Origin of the sequence: Bradyrhizobium nivariense (assembly GCF_029846695.2) — a bacterium.
Classification (GTDB): Bacteria; Pseudomonadota; Alphaproteobacteria; order Rhizobiales; family Xanthobacteraceae; genus Bradyrhizobium.
The window spans coordinates 52328-75757 of record NZ_JARWCR020000013.1; the positions used below are offsets into that span (position 1 = coordinate 52328).

Annotated in this window: 25 protein-coding genes and 1 tRNA gene; 18 read left to right on the plus strand and 8 right to left on the minus strand. The window is 63.9% G+C overall.

Annotated features, from left to right (window positions below):
- Positions 1–49: 49 nt before the first annotated feature.
- Positions 50–412: a hypothetical protein gene (locus QCM77_RS13230; protein ID WP_279664386.1), complete on the minus strand. Its 363-nt coding sequence runs from the start codon at positions 410–412 to the stop codon at positions 50–52.
- 120 nt (positions 413–532) lie between these two features.
- The gene (locus QCM77_RS13235) at positions 533–775 is read right to left on the minus strand and encodes a hypothetical protein (RefSeq protein WP_279664384.1); all 243 of its coding nucleotides are present in this window, start codon (positions 773–775) and stop codon (positions 533–535) included.
- Between the two features lie 391 nt (positions 776–1166).
- Between QCM77_RS13235 and QCM77_RS13240 the strand changes: the two genes are divergently transcribed.
- A complete protein-coding gene (locus tag QCM77_RS13240; protein WP_279683897.1) occupies positions 1167–2054 on the plus strand; it encodes a hypothetical protein in 888 nt (295 codons plus the stop codon).
- Positions 2055–2072: 18 nt separating this feature from the next.
- Here QCM77_RS13240 and QCM77_RS13245 read toward each other — a convergent pair whose 3' ends face one another.
- The 3 genes from QCM77_RS13245 to QCM77_RS13255 form a co-directional block, all read right to left on the minus strand.
- Complete coding sequence (locus tag QCM77_RS13245; RefSeq protein WP_279664382.1) at positions 2073–2954, minus strand: alpha/beta fold hydrolase; 882 nt, start codon at positions 2952–2954, stop codon at positions 2073–2075.
- Positions 2955–2975: 21 nt separating this feature from the next.
- Complete coding sequence (pepT, locus tag QCM77_RS13250) at positions 2976–4226, minus strand: peptidase T (RefSeq protein WP_279664381.1); 1251 nt, start codon at positions 4224–4226, stop codon at positions 2976–2978.
- 102 nt (positions 4227–4328) lie between these two features.
- A complete protein-coding gene (locus QCM77_RS13255) occupies positions 4329–4643 on the minus strand; it encodes an HU family DNA-binding protein (protein ID WP_279664380.1) in 315 nt (104 codons plus the stop codon).
- 254 nt (positions 4644–4897) lie between these two features.
- Here QCM77_RS13255 and QCM77_RS13260 point away from each other — a divergent pair.
- Positions 4898–4974, plus strand: a tRNA-Asp gene (locus QCM77_RS13260).
- A gap of 273 nt (positions 4975–5247) precedes the next feature.
- On the plus strand, positions 5248–6081 hold the full coding sequence (locus QCM77_RS13265) for an FkbM family methyltransferase (RefSeq protein ID WP_279664379.1): 834 nt from the start codon (positions 5248–5250) through the stop codon (positions 6079–6081).
- A gap of 116 nt (positions 6082–6197) precedes the next feature.
- Here the strand turns inward: QCM77_RS13265 and QCM77_RS13270 are convergent, their stop codons facing one another.
- The 3 genes from QCM77_RS13270 to QCM77_RS13280 all read right to left on the minus strand — a co-directional run bounded on the left by QCM77_RS13270 (position 6198) and on the right by QCM77_RS13280 (position 9090).
- Positions 6198–6401, minus strand: coding sequence for a hypothetical protein (locus tag QCM77_RS13270; RefSeq protein ID WP_279664378.1), 204 nt, complete (start codon positions 6399–6401; stop codon positions 6198–6200).
- Positions 6402–6542: 141 nt separating this feature from the next.
- Complete coding sequence (locus QCM77_RS13275; protein ID WP_279664377.1) at positions 6543–7838, minus strand: spinster family MFS transporter; 1296 nt, start codon at positions 7836–7838, stop codon at positions 6543–6545.
- Between the two features lie 61 nt (positions 7839–7899).
- On the minus strand, positions 7900–9090 hold the full coding sequence (locus QCM77_RS13280) for a Rieske 2Fe-2S domain-containing protein (protein WP_279683899.1): 1191 nt from the start codon (positions 9088–9090) through the stop codon (positions 7900–7902).
- Between the two features lie 198 nt (positions 9091–9288).
- On the opposite strand from QCM77_RS13280, the gene QCM77_RS13285 reads away from it, so the two are divergent.
- From QCM77_RS13285 to nuoK, 15 genes are all read left to right on the plus strand, one after another.
- Positions 9289–9801 (plus strand): MarR family winged helix-turn-helix transcriptional regulator, encoded by a 513-nt coding sequence (locus tag QCM77_RS13285; RefSeq protein ID WP_279664374.1) that lies wholly within the window; start codon positions 9289–9291, stop codon positions 9799–9801.
- A 177-nt stretch (positions 9802–9978) separates the two neighbouring features.
- Positions 9979–12234 carry a TonB-dependent siderophore receptor gene (locus QCM77_RS13290; protein WP_279683932.1) on the plus strand — a complete coding sequence of 752 codons (2256 nt, stop codon included), beginning with the start codon at positions 9979–9981 and terminating at the stop codon, positions 12232–12234.
- A gap of 678 nt (positions 12235–12912) precedes the next feature.
- Complete coding sequence (locus tag QCM77_RS13295) at positions 12913–13278, plus strand: NADH-quinone oxidoreductase subunit A (protein WP_008136158.1); 366 nt, start codon at positions 12913–12915, stop codon at positions 13276–13278.
- Positions 13269–13856, plus strand: coding sequence for a NuoB/complex I 20 kDa subunit family protein (locus QCM77_RS13300; protein ID WP_247321530.1), 588 nt, complete (start codon positions 13269–13271; stop codon positions 13854–13856). Before QCM77_RS13295 ends, QCM77_RS13300 begins: the two co-directional genes overlap by 10 nt.
- An 11-nt stretch (positions 13857–13867) precedes the next feature.
- Complete coding sequence (locus QCM77_RS13305) at positions 13868–14482, plus strand: NADH-quinone oxidoreductase subunit C (protein WP_279664360.1); 615 nt, start codon at positions 13868–13870, stop codon at positions 14480–14482.
- Between the two features lie 2 nt (positions 14483–14484).
- Positions 14485–15681: an NADH-quinone oxidoreductase subunit D gene (locus QCM77_RS13310; protein WP_279664357.1), complete on the plus strand. Its 1197-nt coding sequence runs from the start codon at positions 14485–14487 to the stop codon at positions 15679–15681.
- Complete coding sequence (locus QCM77_RS13315) at positions 15681–16643, plus strand: FkbM family methyltransferase (protein ID WP_279664349.1); 963 nt, start codon at positions 15681–15683, stop codon at positions 16641–16643. Before QCM77_RS13310 ends, QCM77_RS13315 begins: the two co-directional genes overlap by 1 nt.
- 12 nt (positions 16644–16655) lie before the next feature.
- On the plus strand, positions 16656–17267 hold the full coding sequence (nuoE, locus tag QCM77_RS13320) for an NADH-quinone oxidoreductase subunit NuoE (protein ID WP_279664347.1): 612 nt from the start codon (positions 16656–16658) through the stop codon (positions 17265–17267).
- Positions 17267–17470: a hypothetical protein gene (locus QCM77_RS13325; RefSeq protein WP_279664346.1), complete on the plus strand. Its 204-nt coding sequence runs from the start codon at positions 17267–17269 to the stop codon at positions 17468–17470. The genes nuoE and QCM77_RS13325 overlap by 1 nt, the downstream gene beginning before the upstream one ends.
- Before the next feature lie 15 nt (positions 17471–17485).
- Positions 17486–18811, plus strand: a complete 1326-nt coding sequence (gene nuoF, locus QCM77_RS13330; protein WP_279664345.1) for an NADH-quinone oxidoreductase subunit NuoF — start codon at positions 17486–17488, stop codon at positions 18809–18811.
- Between the two features lie 5 nt (positions 18812–18816).
- Positions 18817–20892: an NADH-quinone oxidoreductase subunit NuoG gene (gene nuoG, locus QCM77_RS13335; RefSeq protein WP_279664344.1), complete on the plus strand. Its 2076-nt coding sequence runs from the start codon at positions 18817–18819 to the stop codon at positions 20890–20892.
- A 10-nt stretch (positions 20893–20902) separates the two neighbouring features.
- A complete protein-coding gene (gene nuoH / locus QCM77_RS13340; protein WP_279664343.1) occupies positions 20903–21970 on the plus strand; it encodes an NADH-quinone oxidoreductase subunit NuoH in 1068 nt (355 codons plus the stop codon).
- Between the two features lie 14 nt (positions 21971–21984).
- Positions 21985–22473 (plus strand): NADH-quinone oxidoreductase subunit NuoI, encoded by a 489-nt coding sequence (nuoI, locus tag QCM77_RS13345; RefSeq protein ID WP_279664440.1) that lies wholly within the window; start codon positions 21985–21987, stop codon positions 22471–22473.
- Positions 22474–22482: 9 nt separating this feature from the next.
- On the plus strand, positions 22483–23121 hold the full coding sequence (locus QCM77_RS13350; RefSeq protein ID WP_279664342.1) for an NADH-quinone oxidoreductase subunit J: 639 nt from the start codon (positions 22483–22485) through the stop codon (positions 23119–23121).
- On the plus strand, positions 23118–23426 hold the full coding sequence (nuoK, locus tag QCM77_RS13355; protein ID WP_092028826.1) for an NADH-quinone oxidoreductase subunit NuoK: 309 nt from the start codon (positions 23118–23120) through the stop codon (positions 23424–23426). Before QCM77_RS13350 ends, nuoK begins: the two co-directional genes overlap by 4 nt.
- The last annotated feature ends 4 nt before the right edge of the window (positions 23427–23430 follow it).

Below are 23430 nucleotides of genomic sequence, written 5' to 3' on the forward strand. Positions count from 1 at the left end.
CTGTGAAGGATGAACCTAATGGGCGCGCGTGGCGCCCGACCAAATCCGTTCAGGCAATCTGTTTGGGAGGCGGGGGGTCGGTATCGGGGACAATGCCGGCGAGCCGGGATAGGCGTTGCGGGCGCGGTGCGGACACGAGCGCGATCGACGCGGCCGGCGGCGCCGGCTGCGCCAGCGTCACCGAGAAGCAGCCATGGCAATGATGTCCGCCGATTGCCTTGTGGTCGCTGTGATCTGTGGAGCCGTCAATGACCGCGGCGATCTCCGAGCCGCCGCCGGGTGTGGTGACGTCGATGTCGTGCAGGCCGTGCAGCGCGCCCGCGAGCAGATAGACAACCGCAATCAGCACAGACAGCAGCCCGCGCCAGTTGAGCGGCCGGCAATATCCTGGGGGCTGGCGGTTCGCGAGCACGAGGTCACTCTGGTTGCGGTCTGCGTCCGGCCTAGCATGGGGGCGGGAACAGTGTCGACCCGCAACATCGTTACGTCCCAGGAACAAATGCCGCAGCAGCGGTAACGACGCGACCGCTTCTTATTGCCGTGCAATCAGGCGCGTTGTCGGGCGAACCGTATCGTCTGCCGGCTCATCTGCCGGCTGCGGAACAGGGGAGATGTCGCCGGCTTCAACGGTGACAACGGCGCGATAGCTCGCTTCCATCGCCCGCTCCAGCCATTTGATGGCTTCATCGATCCATTTGTCGTGCTGCTCGGGATCGGCGATCGCCTTTTCCCGAAATGCATCTGCCTGATGAAGGCACGCCGTTCTGCGATCCACGCGGCTCTCCCGATCCGGAGGTTCCGCCCCGATCGCATCTTTGATGATCGGAGAGCCGGCGTCCTTAACATAGGACAGGGAGCGCAGCGCAAAAAGGAAGGCCCCAGCTCCGGGACTGACCGGCTGGGGCCCTTGTGCTCACAAACTTCATCCCTGGGACTTGCACGATCTCTGGGACTTGCACGATCCCTGGGACTTGAACGGCCAATCCGCATCGCACCGGTTCGTTCCGCAGCCGATGCCGAATTAGGAACGTTCCTCAGTTCTCCCGATTAGCGGTCAGGATTGTTTGAGGAGGATGGGACTATGGACGGACTGATTTATCTCATCGGCTTGATCGTCGTGATCATGGCGATCCTGTCTTTCTTCGGCCTGCGTTGAGAGAGCGGCGATGGAAACGCGCGTGCAGGACAATTTAGGGGAGGGCGGCGTGGCTTCCGCGGAAGATCGCCGCACCATCCAATGGAGCTCGGTGCTCGCAGGCGCTTTGGCCGCCGGTGCGATGTCATTCATCCTCATCGGTTTTGGCGTCGCCATCGGCCTTGGTGTCAGTTCGGCCTCGCCGACATGGCGCGATTCATCGGCGGCGCTGGCGCTGCTCTCCGGGCTGTATCTGATGATCCAGGCGATCATCAGCTTCGGCTTCGGCGGTTATATCGCCGGCCGGACCACGCGACCGGCGCCCGCGCTGGCGACGGTCGAGGACGACGGCGAGCGGCGGGACGGCCTTCACGGGTTGACGTCCTGGGCTCTGGCCGTGCTGATCGGCGCGGCGCTGCTGGCGATGATCGGCGCTGCGGCGGTCGACCGTTCGCCGATGCGCAGTTCGAGCGCGAATGCAACCTCCGCCGAGCCGCTGTTGAGCTACGAGCTCGACAAGCTGTTCCGTGCGCCGCGGCGGCCTCCCGCCGCCGACATCCGGGAAGTTCGCGCCGAAGCCGGACGCATCCTGATGACATCGTCGAGTCATAGCGGCGTCAGCACCGACGATCGAACCTATCTCGTGCAGCAGGTCGCCGCGGTGACGGGTTTGGCTGCGCCGGACTCCGAACGGCGGGTCGATGCGGTAATCGCGGATGCCCATACGGCGATCAACCGCGCACGGCGCAATTCGGTCATCGTCGCCTTCTCGGTGGCGGCAGCAGCCCTGATCGGCGCTGCGGTGGCCTGGGCTGCGGCTGTTGCCGGCGGCCGCCATCGCGATGGCGAACCGTTGCCGAACTGGATGGCAAGCTCGAACCGCTTTCATCGCACTCCGCGCGCGACGCCGGTGCCGTAAGCGGATCAGGCGTGGTCTCTACCTGTCTGTCCCCGCACGCCGGCGGATAAACTCGGCAATGAGAGTTGTGATTTCCGCCGGGCGCTCCAGGTTAGGGAGATGTGCCACGCCCCGCATTTCATGGCTCTCTGCGTCTGGGACTGACGCGACGACTTGGCGACAGCGTTCCTGGACGTAGGGGAAATCGAGGTCGCCCCACACGACCAGGGTTGGCACCGCGATTTCATGAAGCCGGTGGAAGAAGGGGCGAATGTCGACCTCCGATCCGAATGGTGGGGACCGGAGCGCGATGCCGTTCATATCAAGGAGCAGATCGCGAGCGGCACCGGCTACGCGGCCTTCGGGCGCCAGCGGTCCATCCAGCCAGAGGCGCGCCTTCATTGCGTTCAACCGATCGAGGTCGCCGGATGCCTCGGCCTGCCTCGATTGGATTATCAGCATCTCGATGTCAGGGGTGTAGACCGGATCGGCTGCGCCTGCGACATTCGGCGCGATCAGAACGAGGGCGCGAACACGCGACGGATGCTGGAGGGCGGCATCAAGCGCGATGCGGCCGCCGAGGGAGCAGCCAACGAGGATTGCGGGCTGGTCGTCTGCGGTAGCCTCCAGCACCGCGACCAGGTCTGCGAGTGCCGAAAAGTCCTCCGGCTCGGCGCGAGTTTCGCCGAACCCCCGTCGATCATAAGCGACCGTCTTGTGAGTGGCGCCAATTCCATTCAATTGGGCGCGCCACATGCGCCGGTCGCACACGTTGGCATGAAGAAAGACGATCGCAGTGCCGCTACCTGCAACTTCGGTTGCAAGCCTGGCGCGACCAGACACAATGTGCTGCATCAATTGCATGTTCAACACCAACGGCGGGACGCGCCCCAGACGATGGCCGGGAGCAAGCCCGGCCATGTCTCGCCTCCAAGAGAGGTGCTACGCCTTCTCTTCCCAGATCATTGCCAGGTGCACGATGGTCTGCACCGCCTTCTCCATATCCTGCCGGCTGACCCATTCGAGCCGCGAGTGAAACGCGTGCTCGCCGGCAAAGATGTTGGGGCAGGGCAGGCCCATGAAGGACAGGCGGGAGCCGTCAGTGCCGCCGCGGATCGCGGTGTGTATCGGGCGCAGGCCGGCGCGGCGGATCGCTTCGACCGCGTATTCGAGGATGTGCGGGTGACGATCGATCACCTGCTTCATGTTGCGATACTGCTCCCGCACCTCGAACTTGTAGGTCGAGCGCGGAAAATCCTTCATCACGTCCTTGACGATGGTCTCGAGCAGGACTTCCTTCTCCTTCAGCCCTTCCTCGGTGAAATCGCGCACGATGAAGGAGAGTGTCGCCTGCTCCAGCGCGCCCTCGATGCCGATCGGATGCAGAAAACCCTGCTTGCCTGAGGTCGTCTCCGGCGAGCAGCCTTCCCTGGGCAGGCGCTCGACGATGGCGGCGGCGATCTTGATCGCGTGCTCCATCTTGCCCTTGGCATAGCCGGGATGGGCGCTGACGCCGTTGATGGTGATGGTGGCGCCGTCGGCCGAGAAGGTCTCGTCCTCGACGCAGCCGGCGCTCTCGCCGTCCATGGTGTAGCCAAAATCGGCGCCCAGCTTCTTCAGATCGACATTGTCGACGCCGCGGCCGATCTCCTCGTCGGGCGTGAACAGGATCTTGATGGTGCCGTGCTTCACTTGCGGATTGTTGATGAAGAAATGCGCGGCATCCATGATCTCGGCGACGCCGGCCTTGTTGTCGGCGCCCAGCAGCGTGGTGCCGTCGGTGGTGATGATGTCGTTGCCGATCTGGTTCTTCAGCGCCGGATGCTCGGCGAAGCGGATCACCTGGCTGGTGTCGCCTGACAGGACGATATCGCCGCCGCGATAGTTATTGACCATTTGCGGCTTGACGTCCTTGCCCGAGCAGTCGGGCGAGGTGTCCATGTGCGAGCAGAAGCAGATCACGGGCACCTTCTTGTCGGTGTTCGCCGGGATCGTTCCATAGACGTAGCCGTAATCGTCGAGATGGGCGTCCTCAACGCCCATGTCCCTAAGCTCGGCGGCGAGCACACGGCCGAGATCTTTCTGCTTCTCGGTCGACGGCGAGGCCGGGGATTCCGGATCGGACTGGGTGTCGATGGTGACGTAGCGCAGGAAGCGCTCAGTCACGGTGTGCGAAAAGATGAGGGAGGACATTTCTGGTCAAACCGCCGGGTCAAGGGAGAGAGGCGGTATACCAGAAAAGCAGGCCGCGGCGAGGCCGGGCGACGCTGATCAGGCTTAACGAAACGTGAGCGGTCAGATCGCCTCTTTCAGTTCCTTGACCGGGCGGAAGGCGACCTTCTTGCTGGCCTTGATGTGGATGGGCTCGCCCGTGGCGGGATTACGGCCGGTGCGGGCAGCGCGCTTGCGGACCTGGAGGATGCCGAGCCCGACGATGCGGACGCGGTCGCCCTTCTTGAGGTGCTTGGTGATCAGGTCGACCATGTCGGTGAGGACGGCCTCGGCGCGCTTCTTCGACAGGTCCTGGCTCTCCGCAATGTCGGCGGCGAGGTGCTTGAGCGTAATAGTGGCGGGAGCGGCTGCCTTCTTCGCCGGATCCTTCTTCGCCATGTCTGGCCTCCTCGATGTCTGGCCGCCTCGATTCTTGCCGGTGATCGGGGTGACGATCCCTGAACCCACAAGTTCCCGGAGGCGTAGACGATTCGGGACCGGACTGCCTACGCCGCCGCTAGGGCTGCGGGTCACGTCCGTGCCTGCTGCCATCAGCGGAAATCCGCGCGTTCAGGCTGTGGATGGCAACGTCCTTGACTTCAACAGGTCCGGCCTTTAAGTCCCCCCTCGTTCCGCAGACATTTGCGTGTCACGCGGGAGTAGCTCAGTTGGTTAGAGCGCCGGCCTGTCACGCCGGAGGTCGCGGGTTCGAGCCCCGTCTCTCGCGCCATTTTTGGCAATCCTTTCATACCCTTACCTTCAAATCCTCATCTCGCTTCCATCCCGGGTCGCTCGCGACTCGACGCCTGCGTGCTTTTTGGCCTTCGACCCGCGCAAAACTCCCTCGTCCGCGCGACGGCCACCAGGCGCACCGTGGCGGCCTGGTGCATCCCAATGCCCCCTGTTGCGCCCGAAACGTGCGTACAGCGCTGGTACCACGCCGAGTTGATCGCGCCGTTGATCGCATGCTACCGCTGAATTCGGTATTGTTCGGATCGATTTCATGCAGGCAGCCGATTTCAGCGCGACGTTGCAGAATTTGTTCGCGAAGGGCGTGCGCTACGGCACCGTCATCGATCTGGGCTGCGCCGATGGGCACTTCGTGCTCAACCATCTGTCGTGCCTCAGCGGTGCGGTGCCACTGAATGTCGATGCCAATCGGATCTATGAGGACTCCCTCAAGGCGATCAAGGAGGCGCTTGGCGGGCACTATCGCATCTGCGCTATCACCGATCATGAGGGCGAGATCGAGATCACGGAGTCGGTGCATCCTTACTGGTCGTCTCTGCGCCCGGCAGGCGACGTCTACTGGTCGCGGGTCAACGATCTGATCACCAGCAAGGTGAAAGTGCCGGCGACGACGCTTGATGCGCTGGTCAAGGAGCTGTCGCTGAAGCCGCCATTCCTGCTCAAGCTCGATGTGCAGGGTGCGGAACAGGCCGCGCTGACAGGCGCGCGCGACGTGCTCGAGAATTGCAGCGTGGTCGTCTGCGAGACCGACATTGACGACTTCCAGGACATCAACGCGATGCTGCTCGATGCGGGTTTTTTTCTCTACGACCTGACGACGCTGCAGCGCCTGCGCGACGGAACGCTCGGCTGGTTCTACCCGGTCTATGTCAGCGGCAAGCTCGCCCATCTGAAGCCGCAGGCGTTCTGGGATGCCGGCGACAATGCTGCCGTGATCGGGGTGCAGGAGACGCGTCGCAAGATGATCCTCGAGCAGAACAGGAAGGCCCTCAACCGGCTGCGCTATGGGAAGAGCGATGTCGGCCGCAATGATCCCTGTCCCTGCGGTTCAGGCGAGAAATTCAAGCACTGTTGCGGCAGCTATTGACCCGATTCATGGCTGGCGCGCTCGATGTGCCGGGCGGTGGCGTCCTCACCCGTCGCCTGAATCAAAAAGGCCGCCCGAAGGCGGCCGTTTGGTGTCAAACCGGACCTTTTCCGTCGTTAACGGATCTCTGACGTCCCGGCGCTGGTCACCACGACCGGCTTGCCGGCCTTGATCGCGTGGGCGGTCTGGGCGGTCTGGCTGTAATCGGCATTGGTGCGGGCTGCGATGCCGAAGCCGGCCACCGTGATGCCGGCCACCAGCGCCACCACCACGATCTTCAGGTGGGTCGCACGATCAGCAGAGTGAATTGAGTGGTTCATCTGAGCCTCCCGACGGGCTTTGCCGCCGTCTATGGCTCCTCTTGTAGGGATCGTCTGTTTCCGGATGGTTTCGCGGGTTCCGCAAAATGGTTTCATTAATACACCCGGTTGGTTTCGCCGGGCTGGTGGCCGAAACTGCCCTCAGGCGGCCGCCCGGCTGATATCTGCCCGGATCGACCGGGCGGCCCAGGCGAACAGGAGCGCCCCCAGCGTGGTCGTGACCGCCGCCGAGAGCAGGGAATAGCGCACGGCATCCGCGCCATAAGTGCCCTTCAGGGCATCGTTGACGGCGCCCACGGCGAGCGGGCCGACGCCCTGGCCGAAGCAGGTGGCGGTGAGCGCGATGAGGGCGGAGGCCAGCGCCCGCATGCTCGGCCTGGCGACGGTCTGCGCGATTGCGAAGATCGGCCCGAGATGGAAGCCGACCAGGAACGAGGTCAGCGCCAGCATGGCGACCATCATCGCAAAGTCCTGCGTCAGCATGCAGAGCGCAAACACCGGGCCGGCTAGGCCCGAGGTGATCGCGGGCGCCCACAGCTTCCAGCGATCGTCGCGGCGGCTGATTTGGGCCACAACGAAGCCGCCGAGCAGGGTGCCGGCCATGCCGGCGAGACCCTTGAAGGTGCCGGCATAGGTGCCGATCTCGGCGCTCGACAGATGATGCACGCGCGCCAGGAACGGCGGGATCCAGGCCGCGGTCGCGTAGTTCGTGTAAGTGGTGAGACAGAAGCCGATCAGCACGATGATGAAGCTCTGCTGCGAGGCCAGGAAGCGCAGCGTCGGCCCGAGCGGCTCGGGCACGAAGCTCTCCTGCATGGCGCCGCGCTTCGGCTCGGAGATCGTCAGCCACAGGATCAATGCGAGCAGGATGCCGGGCAGGCCCGCGACGTAGAACGCCATCCGCCAGCCATAGTGCTGGTTGACGTAGCCTCCGACGAAATAGCCGAGGAAGACGCCGAGATAGGTGCCGACGGCGTAGATGCCGAGCGCGCGCGGACGCTCGTTCTTGGCGAAGAGGTCGGCGACGATCGACTGCGAGGCCGGCGAGCCCGCGGATTCGCCGATGCCGACCCCGATCCTCGCCAGCGCCAGCGAGGTGACGCTCGAAGCCATGCCGCACAACGCCGTCATCGCGCTCCAGAACGCAAAGGCTACGGCGACGATATTGCGCCGGTTGAGCCGGTCGGCGACGCGCGCGATGGGAATGCCGAGCAGGGAATAGAACAGGGCGAAGCCGAAGCCCGCGAGCAGGCCCATCATGGTGTCGCTGAGCGCAAACTCCTTCTTGATCGGCTCGATCAGGACGTTGAAGATCGTGCGGTCGAGGAAGTTCAGCGCGTAGATGATTGTGAGCAGGCCCAGCACGTAATAGCGCCGCGCCGAGGGCTTTGCCGCGGCGGCCGTTTGCACCGACATTTGTGACGTCACATCGACCATCGCTTCCCCCAAATAGTCTTTGTTATCGTTGTCGGTCCAGCTCTGATTGGAGCTGGCTGCTTCACGCTTCGCGGATGTAGTTCCCCGCTTCGAATTCGACTGGAGGCGCGCTTGCATCGAAGGAGATGCCGATCGGATCGCGGCCGGCTTCCATTGCTTCGAGCTGGTCGCTCAGCATGCGCCGGATCAACAGGATGCCGCGGTCGCTCTGGCCGAAATGTTCCTCGGAATGGATGGTCTGCGGGCCCTGGCCAACCTGGGCTTCGTAGTCGCCCGGAAATTGCTGGTGCTCTTCCTCGGTCATGTCCCACCAGAACTTGCCGTTGAATTTCGAGCGCATGCGGCCGATGTCGCCGGAAGTCTTGACGCGGCCGGCGACGTAGATGCGGAACGAGGTATCGTCGATCGGCAGCGTCCAGCCGATCGACTCGACGCGGGCGAATTGCGCCACGCGCGGGTTCGGCACGACGCGCAAGGTGGGCAGCGCCGCCTCGGTGACGCGGTAAAACACCTTGCCGTCATCCTGCTTGCGGAGCGAGCGCACGGCGATCCCGCGCGGCGTCTTGTCGAACGTTACGTCCGGCATCGACGCCATCATGTCAGTGAATTGCGGCCCCGAGAACGAACCGTGCAGCACCGGCACATGGTAGGGATCGACCACGTTCTCGAAATGCTGGAGCCAATTGCAGGGGATGATCGCCGGGCCGCCGCCGCCGATCGAGGAATCGTCGGCCTCGACGAACTCGCCGTCGTCCATGGTCTCCAGGCAGTCGTAAGCCGGCAGCACCGGGCGTTTCTCGGCCGGGCCCATATAGGCGAAGATCAGGCCGTAGCGCTCCTCGACCGGGTACCAGGGCTGGCGCACCTTGTCCTTGAACTGGCCGCCGTCGGGCTCGCAGGGCTGCTCCAGGCAATGACCCTCGGTGCCGAACTTCCAGCCGTGATAGCAGCAGCGGATGCCGTCCTCCTCGACCTTGCCGTAGTAGAGCGTGGTGCCGCGGTGGCAGCAGCGGGCGTGCAGCAGGCCGACGCGGCCGTGCTTGTCGCGGAACAGGATCAGGTCCTCGCCCAGCGCGCGCACCTTCTTCGGCGTGTCGGTAGCGTCGCTGATGAGCCCGACCGGATGCCAGTAGCGGCGGAGCAGTTCGCCCATCGGCGTGCCGCGCGCGACCGAGGTGAGCTCGGTGCGCGTGTGCGCCGGCTTCATCGCATAGGCAGTGCCGAGATCGCGATCCCGCTGGGTGATGGTCATGCCGGTCCTCCCGCTGTGGCCGTGTGGCCGGGCCTTTTTTTATGCCTTATACCCAGTGAAGGGTAGATCGATGACTATGTCAACGATATTCCGAATGCCTCTTGGTCGCATTTGACCGGCCCGGTCAGCGAAGGCCGCCTTGGGCTTGTCAGGCCGCCTGGGCTTGGCAGGCCCCGGCTTTCTTGGCAGAGGTGGATCATGAGCCAGATACCGAGCAGGGGCGGGTCGTCGCCCGAGACGGACCAGAACGATCCGCCGGCGCCGATCACCGTGATGCTGTCGTCGCGTCTGATGGTGCTCGCCAATTTGCTCAAGCGCGGCGCTATCCTGCGCTACAAGCGCCTCGCCGGATTGTCTTCGGTCGAGTTCGGCCTTGTCGCCTCGCTCGGCCGGCGGCCGCCGATGAGCGTGGCCCGCCTCGCCGAAGCCGTCGGCCAGGACAAGGGCCAGATCAGCCGCGCGCTTGCGGAACTCGTGTCGCGCAAGCTGATCGCGAAATCGGCGAACCCGAAAGACAGCCGCGAGGTGCTGGTCTCGCTGACCGCAACGGGCCTTGCTGCACATGATGCAATCGTCGCCGGTGCGCAGGAGCGCAATCGGCGTTTGCGCGAACATCTGAGCGAAGCCGAGTTCGAGGCGCTGCTGCAGCAGGTCGATCAGTTGACGGCGATCGCCGCCGAGATGCTCGAGGCCGAAAAAGTCTCACGCTGATGTCCCGGCAATCTCTGGAAATGTTGGATCGCTTCTAAGAGCCTCTCTAAGAAGCTTTCAATTAGGAAATTCGCGCGCGCTCCCATAAGCGTCACCGTAAGCGCATGCCGTCATGGGACTGACGGCATGCGCAATCAAAACACGCAGTTTTGGGGTGGCGCGTTGAACAGTCTTGGAATGCTGCGGTCGGCCGTGTTGGCGACCGCATCCGCTTGGGTCTTGGTGCCGCAGGCTTCGCTTGCACAATCTCCTGCGCAGAGTGGCGCGCAGAACATTCCATCGGTGACCGTCACCGCGCCGGAAGCGCGCCGCCGGGCGGCCGCCTCGGCCCAGCGCCGCGCTTCGCGATCCTCCCAGCAGACTGCCGACCGAAACAAGCCGCGGCCGCAACGCAACGTCGGCTTCGTCGAGACCCCGCTCGGCCCGGTGCACGGCTACGTCGCCAGCCGCAGCTCGTCCGGCACCAAGACCAACACGCCGATCATGGAGACGCCGCAGGCGGTGTCGGTGATCGGCGCGGAGCAGATCCGCGACCAGAAGGCGAACAAGCTCGACGAGGTTCTGCGCTATACTGCGGGTGTCCGCGCCGGCACCTTCGGCGCGGACACCCGCAACGACTGGTGGCTGATCCGCGGCTTCAAGTCCGATGATGTCGGGCTGTTCCTCGACGGCATGCAGCTGTTCTACACGTCCTACGCGAGCTGGAAGCTGCAGACTCCGAACATGGAGCGTGTCGAGGTGCTGCGCGGTCCGTCGGCGGTACTCTATGGCGGATCGAGCCCCAGCGGCATCGTCAACGTCATCAGCAAGCTGCCGCCGGCCGAGCCGGTTCGCTACATCGAGACCGGCGTCAACAATTTCGGCAACGCCTATGTCGGCTTCGATGTCGGCGGTCCGGTCGCGACGCAGCCCGACAACGGCAAGCTGTTCTACCGCGTCGTCGGCCAAGTGCAGAATGGCCCGACGCAGGTCAATTTTACGCCCGACAACAACTACTTCATCGCGCCGTCCTTCACCTGGAAGCCGGATGCCGACACCACCTTCACGGTGCTGGCGTCGGCCTCGAAGCAGGATACCCGCGGCATCAACTTCCTGCCTTATCAGGGCACGGCCACCAACGCGCCGTTCGGTAAGATCCCGACCAGCTTCTTCGCTGGCGATCCCAGCGTCGACAAGTTCACGCGCGAGCAGGAGATGCTCGGCTATCAGTTCGAGCGCAATCTCACCGACGATTTGACATTCCGCCAGAACGCCCGCTTCGCGCATATCGATCTGACCTATCGCGGGTATGTCGGCAGCGGATGGTCCGACATCAACACGGCCACGCTTGGCCGCTATAATTGGTATGCCAAGGACACCGCCAACCAAGCCGATCTCGACAACCAGCTCGAGTACCGTTTCAACACCGGTCCGGTGAAGCATACGATGCTGTTCGGGGTCGATTTGAAGGGCTACCAGATCGACGACTATCAGGCCTTCAACTTCGGCACCGTTCCGTCGATCAACGTCTTCAATCCCGTCTACGGCATCAATGTTCCGATCACGGGCGCGCCGTTCCGCAACTTCCTGATCACGCAGAAGCAGGCCGGCACCTACCTTCAGGATCAGATGAAGCTCGGCAATTTCACGCTGGTGCTGAGCGGCCGCAATGACTGGGTCGAGACGACGCAGGCCGCCCGTGACACGGGCGCAAACATTGACCAACGCGACGACAGCAAGTTCAGCGGGCGCGCCGGGCTGATCTACAATTTCGACAACGGCATCGCGCCCTACGTCTCTTACGCGACCAGCTACAATCCGATCATCGGCATCAATACTGCAACGAACCGGCTGTTCCTGCCGGAGACGGGCCAGCAGGCCGAGATCGGCGTAAAGGTCGCGCCGAAGGGATTTGACGGCTACTTCACCGCTTCGGTGTTCGACCTGAAGCGCCAGAACGTGGCGACCACCGATCCGTCGAATGCGCTGCTGCAAAACCAGACCGGAGAGGTGACCTCGCGCGGCATCGAGCTCGAAGCGGTGGCCAATGCCACCAAGGAGCTGAAGCTGATCGGTGCGTTCACGGCTTATCACCTGTTCAACAGCAGGGATCTCGACCCGTCACTGGTAGGCAAGACGCCCACCAACACGCCTGAGTTGCTGGTCTCTGGCTGGGCGGACTACACCTTCAAGGACGGACCGCTTGAGGGCTTCGGCTTCGGCGGTGGCGTGCGCTATGTCGGGTCTTCCTGGGCCGACGCCGCCAACACCCTCGAGGTTCCCGCGGTGGTGCTCGGCGATCTCGCGCTCCACTACGAATGGCAGAACTGGCGCACGGCCCTCAACGTCATCAACCTGACCGACAAGATCTATGTCGCGAGCTGCGCCTCGGCCACATCGTGCTTCTACGGCGATCGGCGCCGCGTCACCGCGAGCGTCTCGTACAAGTGGTGAGGCAAAGGACGAGGACAGGCGAGGGCAGCTCCGGACGTCCCTGATCTCGACGGTCTGCCTGCGCTGCCGACCAGACGACCGCCGATCTTCCGCCGGGAGATCGATGAGCTCCCGGCTATGCCCCCCGGCCCGAAGCTCATGCGTGCGCGGCGCACGCGACGACCCGGCAAGTCGCCGCTGCCGCGCTCGCGGTCGATCCGCGGCGGGTGCTGCACCGACGCATTCGCCAGACGGGCCCTGGTCCTGTCGCGATGCATGGCTCGTCTGGACCATCCGCATCTGTGTATATTGTCCTTGCAGAACCGCCGCGGCCGGCCAATATGTCACCTCGGTGACGGTAAGGGCCACCGCGACGGTCATTGCCTGGTTCTGGGTACGCTGCCGCAGCAAAAAACCCGAGCATTTTGACCCGATGTCAGGCGGCAAGTCGCTGCCGCGGTCTGTGCATCGCAATCTCAGAACCGCAGCCGTGCAAAACGACCGTCACCCTTGCTGGGTTTGGCGATCTGCTCCATACCAGCGGCGGGGTGATTCCGGGATTTCCACCGTTCTGGGGCGGCAAAGGGCCTGAAACGAGCGTGTCTTGCGCCCATTGGTGCACTGCGCTAAGGCTCAGAATAATTCCAAATCGGGACGAATCCGCGGCTCCCCCGACGTCGCGGGAAAAAGGGCTCGCCAATGAGCGGCATTCTGCAGAACTATCTTCCACTCGTCGTCTTCATAGGGGTGGCGGGCCTCATTGGTCTTGTGCTGCTGATCGCGCCCTTCATCGTGGCGTTCCAGCAGCCGGACCCGGAAAAACTGTCGGCGTATGAGTGCGGTTTCAACGCCTTCGACGACGCCCGCATGAAGTTCGACGTCCGCTTCTATCTGGTCGCCATCCTCTTCATCATCTTCGACCTCGAGGTGGCGTTCCTGTTTCCCTGGGCGGTGGCGTTCGGCAAGCTTGGCGCGACCGGCTTCTGGTCCATGGTGGTGTTCCTCGCCGTGCTGACGGTCGGGTTCGCCTATGAATGGAAGAAAGGCGCACTGGAATGGGATTGAACCCTACGTCGTCCGCCGGTCCGGTTCTCGCGCCGGCCCCCAAGGGCATTTTGGACCCGTCGACCGGCAAGCCGGTCGGGGCCAATGATCCGTTCTTCCTCGAGGTCAATTCGGAGCTGTCCGACAAGGGCTTCTTCGTCGCGGCCACTGACGACCTCATCACCTGGGCCCGCACCGGCTCGCTGATGTGGATGACCTTCGGTCTGGCCTGCTGCGCGGTCGAGATGATGCAGGTGTCGATGCCGCGCTACGACATCGAGCGCTTCGGCTTCGCCCCGCGTGCCTCGCCGCGCCAGTCCGACGTGATGATCGTCGCCGGCACCCTGACCAACAAGATGGCGCCTGCGCTGCGCAAGGTCTACGACCAGATGCCCGAGCCGCGTTACGTCATCTCGATGGGCTCCTGCGCCAATGGCGGCGGCTACTATCACTATTCCTACTCGGTCGTGCGCGGTTGCGACCGTATCGTGCCGATCGACATCTACGTGCCGGGCTGCCCACCCACGGCGGAAGCGCTGCTCTACGGCGTGTTGCTGCTGCAGAAGAAGATCCGCCGCACCGGCACCATCGAACGCTAAGGTTTTACGTCATGGACGACGCCAAGCTCGACGCACTGGGGCAGACGATCGTTAGCGCGCTTCCGGGCGCCGCCCTCGGTCACTCGGTCGCCTTCAACCAGCTCACGGTTGATGTCGAGGCCGCTGAGATCGTCGAGGTGGTCAAGTACCTCCGCGACGACCCGAGCTGCCGCTTCGTCAACTTCACCGACATTACGGCAGTGGACTATCCCGACCGCGAAAAGCGCTTCGACGTGATCTATCACTTCCTGTCACCCACGCTGAACGCGCGGATCCGGCTCAAGGCCCAGGCCGACGAGACCACGCAGGTGCCCTCGCTGATCGACGTGTTCCCCGGCGCCGACTGGTTCGAGCGCGAGGCCTACGACCTCTATGGCGTGTTCTTCGTCGGCCACCCCGACATGCGCCGCCTTCTCACCGACTACGGTTTCGAAGGCCATCCGCTGCGCAAGGACTTTCCGCTCACCGGCTTCGTCGAGGTCCGCTACGACGACCAGGAGAAGCGGGTGGTGTACGAGCCGGTCAGGCTCAACCAGGAATTCCGCAAGTTCGACTTTTTGTCTCCGTGGGAGGGGGCCGACTATCCGGTCCTTCCGGGGGATGAGAAGGCGGGGCCGAAGGTCTGAACATGAACGAGCAACCCGAAATCCTTCGCAACTTCACGATCAACTTCGGTCCGCAGCATCCGGCCGCGCACGGCGTGTTGCGTCTGGTTCTGGAGCTTGACGGCGAGGTGGTCGCACGCGTCGACCCGCATATCGGCCTCTTGCACCGCGGCACCGAAAAACTGATCGAGCAGAAGACCTATCTCCAGGCGATCCCTTACTTCGACCGCCTCGACTATGTCGCGCCAATGAATCAGGAGCACGCTTTCTGCATGGCGGCAGAAAAGCTGCTGGGCGTCGAGGTGCCGCGCCGCGCGCAGTTGATCCGCGTGCTCTATTGCGAGATCGGCCGCATCCTGTCGCACCTGCTCAACGTCACCACGCAGGCGATGGACGTCGGCGCGCTGACCCCGCCGCTGTGGGGCTTTGAAGAGCGCGAGAAGCTGATGGTGTTCTACGAGCGCGCCTCCGGCAGCCGCATGCATGCGGCCTACTTCCGCGTCGGCGGCGTGCATCAGGACCTGCCGCAGAAGCTGGTCGACGACATCGACGCCTGGTGCGATCCGTTCCTGAAGGTGGTCGAGGACCTCGATCGCCTGCTCACCGCCAACCGCATCTTCAAGCAGCGCAACGTCGACATCGGCGTGGTGTCGCTGAAGGAAGCCTGGGAGTGGGGTTTCTCGGGCGTGATGGTGCGCGGCTCGGGCGCGGCCTGGGATTTGCGCAAGTCGCAGCCCTATGAGTGCTACGCCGAGATGGATTTCGACATTCCGATCGGCAAGAACGGCGACTGCTACGACCGCTATCTGATCCGCATGGAAGAGATGCGCCAGTCCGTGCGCATCATGAGGCAGTGCATCCAGAAGCTGAACGCAGCCGAAGGGAAGGGCCCCGTCGTCGTCGAAGACAACAAGGTCGCGCCGCCGCGCCGTGGCGAGATGAAGCGCTCGATGGAAGCGCTGATCCATCACTTCAAGCTCTATACCGAAGGCGTTCGCGTGCCAGCGGGCGAGATCTATGCCGCGGTCGAGGCGCCGAAGGGCGAGTTCGGCGTCTATCTCGTCTCCGACGGCAGCAACAAGCCCTACAAGTGCAAGATCCGTGCGCCCGGCTTTGCGCATCTCCAGGCCATGGACCACATCTGCCGCGGCCATCTGCTCGCCGACGTCTCGGCGATCCTCGGCTCGCTCGACATCGTGTTCGGAGAGGTCGATCGGTGATGGCGCAGGCGCCAATCCAGTTTGACCGTGCCTCGGGGGCCCTTGAAGGGGCCAACCTGTGGGAGCGGACGGCTGCGTTGGCGCTGGTGACGGGATCGAAGATTTCGTCGCACTTCTCGCATATGGGCTACATCGCCTGCGCCAATCTGCTGCGGAAAATGCTGCCCGAGCGCGACATCGCGATCAAGCTCAACCCCGACGCCGTGTTCGAATTCCCTTACGGCGACGGCTATTGGAGCAAGCTGCTCAATCGCTCGTACAACTATGAGGACGAGCTGGAGCTGTTGTTCGCCGACTCCATCGACGTCGATTACACCTTGCTCGATTGCGGCGCCAATTACGGCTATTGGTCGGTGCTGGTGTCGAGCAAGCCGTTCGGCTCGCACAAGGCGATCGCGATCGAGCCGTCGGGGCAGAACTATCCGAAGCTCGGCAACAACGCCCGCATCAACGGCAGCCGCTTCGAGACCATGAAATGCGCGATCGGCGCGGCCCGCGGCACCGCGCGGCTGTCCGGCACCAAGCACGAGGCCTTCAGCATCGCCGGTGATGCGTCGGCGGGCGGCGAGGACGTGCCTGTGATCGCGCTGGACAATCTCATCGACGACGGCAAGGTCGCAGGCAGCGGCAAGTACCTGATCAAGCTCGACGTCGAGGGCGTCGAGATCGAGGCGATCAAGGGCGGCGCCCGGCTGCTCCAGGCCGACAGCGTCGTCATGTGCGAAGAGCACGGCAGCGACCGCTCGCATGCGGTGTCGCGCTACATCCTCGAACACACCCCGCTGAAGCTGATCGTCTACGATCCCGGCACCCGGCGTATGGAAACGGTGACCGAGCTGTCGATCCTCGACCGCATCAAGGTCTCGACCCACGTCGGCTACAACGTTTTCGGCACCGCAAGCGCATTCTGGCAGGACAGGATCGAAGCCCTGAATGCCAAAACCGCGCGCCGCATGCAGTGAGAGATTGAAGAGATGTCCGTTCGCCGATTAGCACCGAAGGAAGTCCAGCCCGCGAGCTTTGCGTTCACGGAGGAGAACCTCGCGTTCGCCAAGCAGCAGATCGCGAAATATCCGGCCGGACGCCAGGCCTCCGCCGTCATCGCCATCCTCTGGCGGGCGCAGGAGCAGCACGATGGCTGGGTGTCGGAAGCCGCGATCCGCGTCATCGCCGATATGCTCGACATGCCCTACATCCGGGTGCTCGAGGTCGCGACCTTCTACACGATGTTCCAGCTCGCTCCCGTCGGCAAGAAGGCCCACGTCCAGGTCTGCGGCACCACGCCGTGCCGACTGCGCGGCGCCGAGGATCTCATCCACGTCTGCGAGCACCGGATCCATCACGATCCCTTCCATTTGTCGAAAGACGGCAATTTCAGCTGGGAAGAGGTGGAGTGCCTCGGTGCCTGCGTGAACGCGCCGATGGTGATGATCGGCAAGGACACCTACGAGGACCTGACCAAGGAGAGCTTTGGCAAGGTGCTCGACGGCTTCGCTTCCGGCAATCCGCTGAAGCCCGGTCCGCAGAATGGCCGCCAGTTCTCGGCGCCGATCAACGGACCGACCACGCTGAAGGAGACCACCTGATGCGTGATCTCCCGTCACGATTGGAGAGGAGCGGGGCCGTGAAGAAATGGGGCTTCATCGCCATGCACGCCGCGGTCGCGGCCGCTTTCATCTTCCTGCTGCAGCGCTTCATGATGAACGCGTCGCAGGAATCCAGTCTGCTCTGGGCGCTGACCTTCGCCGTCTGCGCCGCCGGGCTTGCCTACAAGCAAGCCAACCGTTGATCGGAAAGCACTGACATGCTCGAGGACAAGGACCGCATCTTCAAGAACCTCTACGGCCTCCACGATTGGGGGCTCGAGGGCGCGCGACGCCGCGGCGCTTGGGATGGCACGAAGACTATCATCGACAAGGGCCGCGACTGGATCATCAACGAGATGAAAGCGTCCGGCCTGCGCGGCCGTGGCGGCGCCGGTTTCCCGACCGGCCTGAAATGGTCGTTCATGCCGAAGGAATCGACCGACGGCCGGCCGAGCTATCTCGTCGTCAACGCCGACGAATCCGAGCCCGGCACCTGCAAGGATCGCGAGATCATGCGGCATGATCCGCATCTCCTGATCGAGGGCTGCCTGATCGCGAGCTGCGCGATGAACGCGCATGCCTGCTACATCTATGTCCGCGGCGAGTTCATCCGCGAACGCGAGCACCTCCAGGCCGCGATCGACCAGGCCTATGAGGCCAAGCTGGTCGGCAAGGACAACATCAACGGCTGGCCGTTCGACATCTACGTCGCGCACGGCGCCGGCGCCTATATCTGCGGCGAGGAAACCGCGCTGCTCGAGAGCCTCGAAGGCAAGAAGGGCCAGCCGCGGCTGAAGCCGCCGTTCCCGGCAAACGTCGGCCTGTTCGGCTGCCCGACCACCGTCAACAACGTCGAGTCGATCGCGGTTGCCCCCGACATCCTGCGTCGCGGTGCGGCATGGTTCGCCGGCATCGGCCGTCCGAACAATGTCGGTACCAAACTGTTCTGCATCTCCGGCCATGTCGAGCGGCCCTGCAACGTCGAAGAAGCCATGGGCATTCCGTTCCGCGAGCTGATCGACAAGCATTGCGGCGGCATCCGCGGCGGCTGGGACAACCTCAAGGCCGTGATCCCCGGCGGCTCCTCGGTGCGCATGGTGCCGGCCGAGCAGATCATCGACACGCCGATGGATTTCGACAGCCTGAGCAAGCTGCGCTCGGGTCTCGGCACCGCGGCCGTGATCGTGATGGACAAGTCGACCGATTTGATCCGCGCGATCGCCCGCATCTCCTATTTCTACAAGCATGAGAGCTGCGGCCAGTGCACGCCGTGCCGCGAGGGTACCGGCTGGATGTGGCGCGTGCTTTCCCGCATGGCCGACGGCCGCGCCCACAAGCGCGAGATCGACATGCTGCTCGAGGTCACCAAGCAGGTCGAAGGCCACACCATCTGCGCGCTCGGCGACGCAGCGGCGTGGCCGATCCAGGGCCTGATCGCGCATTTCCGTCACGAGATCGAAGCGCGCATCGACCAGTATTCGCACAAGGCTGACATCGACGATATCGGCGTCCGCGATCCCGTGAACATGGTCGCGGCGGAGTAGAGAGAATGACCAAGCTCATCATCGACGGCAAAGAGATCGATGTCCCCGCCGAATACACGCTGCTTCAGGCGTGCGAGGCGGCCGGCGCCGAGATTCCGCGCTTTTGCTATCACGAGCGGCTGTCGATCGCCGGCAATTGCCGGATGTGTCTCGTCGAGGTGAAGGGTGGCCCGAAGCCGGTCGCGAGCTGCGCCTGGGGCGTGCGCGACTGCCGTCCGGGTCCTAAGGGCGAGCCGCCGGAAATCTCCACGCGTTCGCCGATGGTGAAGAAGGCACGCGAAGGCGTGATGGAATTCCTTCTAATCAACCATCCGCTGGATTGCCCGATCTGCGACCAGGGCGGCGAGTGCGACCTGCAGGACCAGGCAATGGGCTATGGTGTCGACACCAGCCGCTTCGCCGAGAACAAGCGCGCGGTCGAGGACAAATATCTCGGCGCGCTGGTCAAGACCTCGATGAACCGCTGCATCCAGTGCACCCGCTGCGTCCGCTTCTCGGCGGAAGTGGCCGGCGCTCCCGAGATGGGCGCGACCGGCCGCGGTGAGGACATGGAGATCACGACCTATCTCGAGCACGCGCTGACGTCGGAATTGCAGGGCAATCTCGTCGACATCTGCCCGGTCGGTGCGCTGACTTCGAAGCCTTATGCCTTCGCCGCGCGCCCGTGGGAGCTCGGCAAGACCCAGTCGATCGACGTGATGGACGGCCTGGGATCTGCGATCCGCGTCGACACCCGCGGTCGCGAGGTGATGCGCGTGCTGCCGCGCATCAACGAGGCCGTGAACGAAGAATGGATCTCGGACAAGACCCGTCACGTCGTCGACGGCCTGCGCACCCAGCGCCTCGACCGGCCCTATATCCGCGAAGCCGGCAAGCTGCGCGCGGCGAGCTGGCCGGAGGCCTTCGCTGCGATCGCCGCCAAGGCGGCGCGCACCGACGGCAAGCGCATCGGCGCGATCGCGGGTGACCTCGCCGGTGTCGAGGAAATGTTCGCGCTGAAGGACCTGCTGGCCAAGTACGGCTCGGGCAATCTCGCGGTGCAGGGCGGCGACGCCTTCGATCCCGCGCTCGGCCGCGGCTCCTACATCTTCAATCCGACGCTGGTGGGCGTCGAGCAGGCCGATGCGCTGCTCATCATCGGCGCCAATCCGCGGAAAGAGGCGGCCGTGTTCAACGCCCGCATCCGCAAGCGCTGGCGCGCCGGCGGCTTCAAGATCGGCGTGATCGGCGCCAAGGACGACCTGACCTACGATTATGACCATCTCGGCGCAGGCACCGAGACGCTCGGTGAGCTCGCGGCCGGCAAGCACTCCTTCATGGACGTGCTGAAGAACGCCAAGAAACCGATCATCCTGGTCGGTGCGGGCGCCGCCTCGCGCCACGATGGCGCCGCCATACTTGCCGCCGCCGCCAAGCTCGCGCTCGACGTCGGCGCGCTCAAGGACGGCTGGAACGGCTATGGTGTGCTGCATGAGAGCGCTTCGCGCGTCGGTGCGCTCGATATCGGCTTTGTCGCCGGTCAGGGCGGGCTGAACGCGGCGCAGATGACCACCTTCGGTACGCTGGACCTGCTGTTCCTGCTCGGCGCCGACGAGATCAAGCCGTCCGACGGCACCTTCGTCGTCTATATCGGCACCCATGGCGACCGCGGTGCGCATCGCGCCGACGTGATCCTGCCGGCGGCCGCCTACACCGAGAAGTCCGCGATCTACGTCAACACCGAAGGCCGCGTGCAGATGACGGGCCGTGCCGCGTTCCCGCCGGGCGAGGCCCGCGAGGACTGGGCGGTCGTCCGCGCGCTGTCGGAGGCGCTCGGCAAGAAGCTCGGCTATGACTCGCTGTCGGCCCTGCGCCAGGCGATCTTCAAGGCCGTGCCGCATCTGATCCGTCTCGACCAGATCGAGGCCGGCTCCTCCGACCAGATCAAGAAGCTGGCCGGGAAGGGCGGCACGACGGAGAAGGCGCCGTTCAGGCCGGCGATCGAGGACTTCTACCTGACCAATCCAATCGCGCGTGCGTCCGCCGTGATGGCGGAATGCTCGCGGCTTGCCTCCGGGCAGATGCTGACCGCAGCGGAGTGAGCGTGATCTGATGGAATTCTTCGAAAGCGCATTCTGGACCGGGTTCCTCTGGCCGCTGATCATCATGATCGCGGAGAGCGTCCTGGTGCTCGTCGTCCTCCTGGTTGCGATCGCCTACATCCTGCTCGCCGACCGCAAGATCTGGGCGGCGGTGCAGATCCGGCGCGGCCCGAACGTGGTCGGTCCCTGGGGCCTGCTGCAATCCTTCGCGGACTTGCTGAAGTTCGTGCTGAAGGAGCCGATCATCCCGTCCGGCGCCAACAAGGGCGTGTTCCTGCTGGCTCCCCTGGTGTCGTGCGTGCTCGCGCTCGCCGCCTGGGCGGTGATCCCGACCAATCTCGGCTGGGTGATCTCCGACATCAATGTCGGCGTCCTCTTCATCTTCGCGATCTCGTCGCTGTCGATCTACGGCATCATCATGGCCGGGTGGTCGTCGAACTCGAAATATCCGTTCCTGGCGGCGCTGCGCTCGGCGGCGCAGATGGTGTCCTACGAAGTCTCGATCGGCTTCGTCATCATCACGGTGCTGCTCTGCGCCGGCACGCTGAACCTCTCGGCGGTGGTCGAGGCCCAGCATGCGCGCGGCCTTGCCAGCCTGATCGGGCTGCCGCAGCTCACGATCCTGAACTGGTATGTGTGGCCGCTGTTCCCGATGTTCGTGATCTTCTACGTCTCGGCGCTGGCGGAAACCAACCGTCCGCCGTTCGACCTCGTCGAAGCGGAATCCGAGCTCGTCGCCGGTTTCATGGTCGAGTACGGCTCGACGCCGTATCTGCTGTTCATGCTCGGCGAATACGTCGCGATCGTCACGATGTGCGCGCTGGCCACGATCCTGTTCCTCGGAGGCTGGCTGCCGCCGGTGGACCTTCCGCCCTTCAACTGGGTGCCGGGGATCATCTGGTTCTCGCTCAAAGTCTTCTTCATGTTCTTCCTGTTCGCGATGGCAAAGGCGATCGTGCCGCGCTACCGCTACGACCAACTGATGCGCCTCGGCTGGAAAGTATTCCTGCCGCTGTCGCTGGCGATGGTGGTCGTGGTGGCCGGCGTGCTGCACTTCGCCGGCATCGCGCCGAAGTGAGGGCCGTCATGGGTATTAACATCAACGCCACTGCACGCTCGCTTCTGCTGTCGGAATTCGTCTCGGCGTTCTTCCTCGCCATGCGCTATTTCTTCCAGCCGAAGCCGACGCTGAACTATCCGTTCGAGAAGGGCCCGATCTCGCCGCGCTTCCGCGGCGAGCATGCGCTGCGCCGCTATCCGAACGGCGAAGAGCGCTGCATCGCCTGCAAGCTGTGCGAAGCGGTGTGCCCGGCACAGGCCATCACCATCGAGGCCGGCCCGCGCCGCAACGACGGCACCCGCCGCACCGTGCGCTACGACATCGACATGGTGAAGTGCATCTATTGCGGCCTCTGCCAGGAGGCTTGCCCGGTCGACGCCATCGTCGAAGGTCCGAACTTCGAGTTCGCGACCGAGACCCGCGAGGAACTGTTCTATGACAAGGACAAGCTGCTCGCCAATGGCGACCGCTGGGAACGCGAGATCGCGAAAGCGATCGAACTCGACGCGCCGTACCGGTGAGATGAGAGCATGATCCTTCCCGCGCTGTTCTTCTATCTGTTCGCCGGCGTCTGTGTCGCCTCGGCGGTGATGGTGATTGTCTCGCGCAATCCCGTGCACTCCGTGCTGTACCTGATCCTGACCTTCGTCAACGCCTCCGGCCTGTTCGTGCTGATGGGCGCCGAATTCCTGGCGATGATCCTGATCGTCGTCTATGTCGGCGCCGTCGCGGTGCTGTTCCTGTTCGTGATCATGATGCTCGACGTCGACTTCCTCGAGCTGCGCGAGGGCTTCATCGAGTATTTGCCGGTCGGCCTCGTGATCGGCGGCATCTTCCTGTTCGAGCTGCTGCTCACGGTCGGCTTCTGGGTCATCAATCCCGGCGTCGCCAAGACGATCACGGCGGCGATCCCGACCAACGTCTCCAATACCGAGGCGCTGGGCCTGGTGCTCTATACGAAGTACATCCATTACTTCCAGCTCTCGGGCATGGTGCTCTTGGTCGCGATGATCGGCGCCATCGTGCTGACGCTGCGACACAAGGCGAGCGTGAAGCGGCAGGACATCAACGTTCAGAACGCGCGGACGCCAGAAATAGCGATGGCGATACGCAAGGTGGCGCCGGGGCAGGGGCTCCAGGACTCTGACGCGGCGGAGTGGGTGAAATGACGGTCGGGCTCGGACACTATCTTGCGGTCGGCGCGATCCTGTTCACGCTCGGGATCCTCGGCATCTTCCTGAACCGCAAGAACATCATCGTCATTCTGATGTCGATCGAGCTGATCCTGCTCTCGGTCAACATCAACCTCGTGGCGTTCTCGACCTTCCTCGGCGACATCGTCGGCCAGGTCTTCGCGCTTCTGGTGCTTACCGTCGCGGCCGCTGAAGCCGCGATCGGTCTCGCCATCCTGGTGGTCTATTTCCGCAACCGCGGCTCGATCGCGGTTGAGGACGTCAATCTGATGAAGGGCTGAGCTC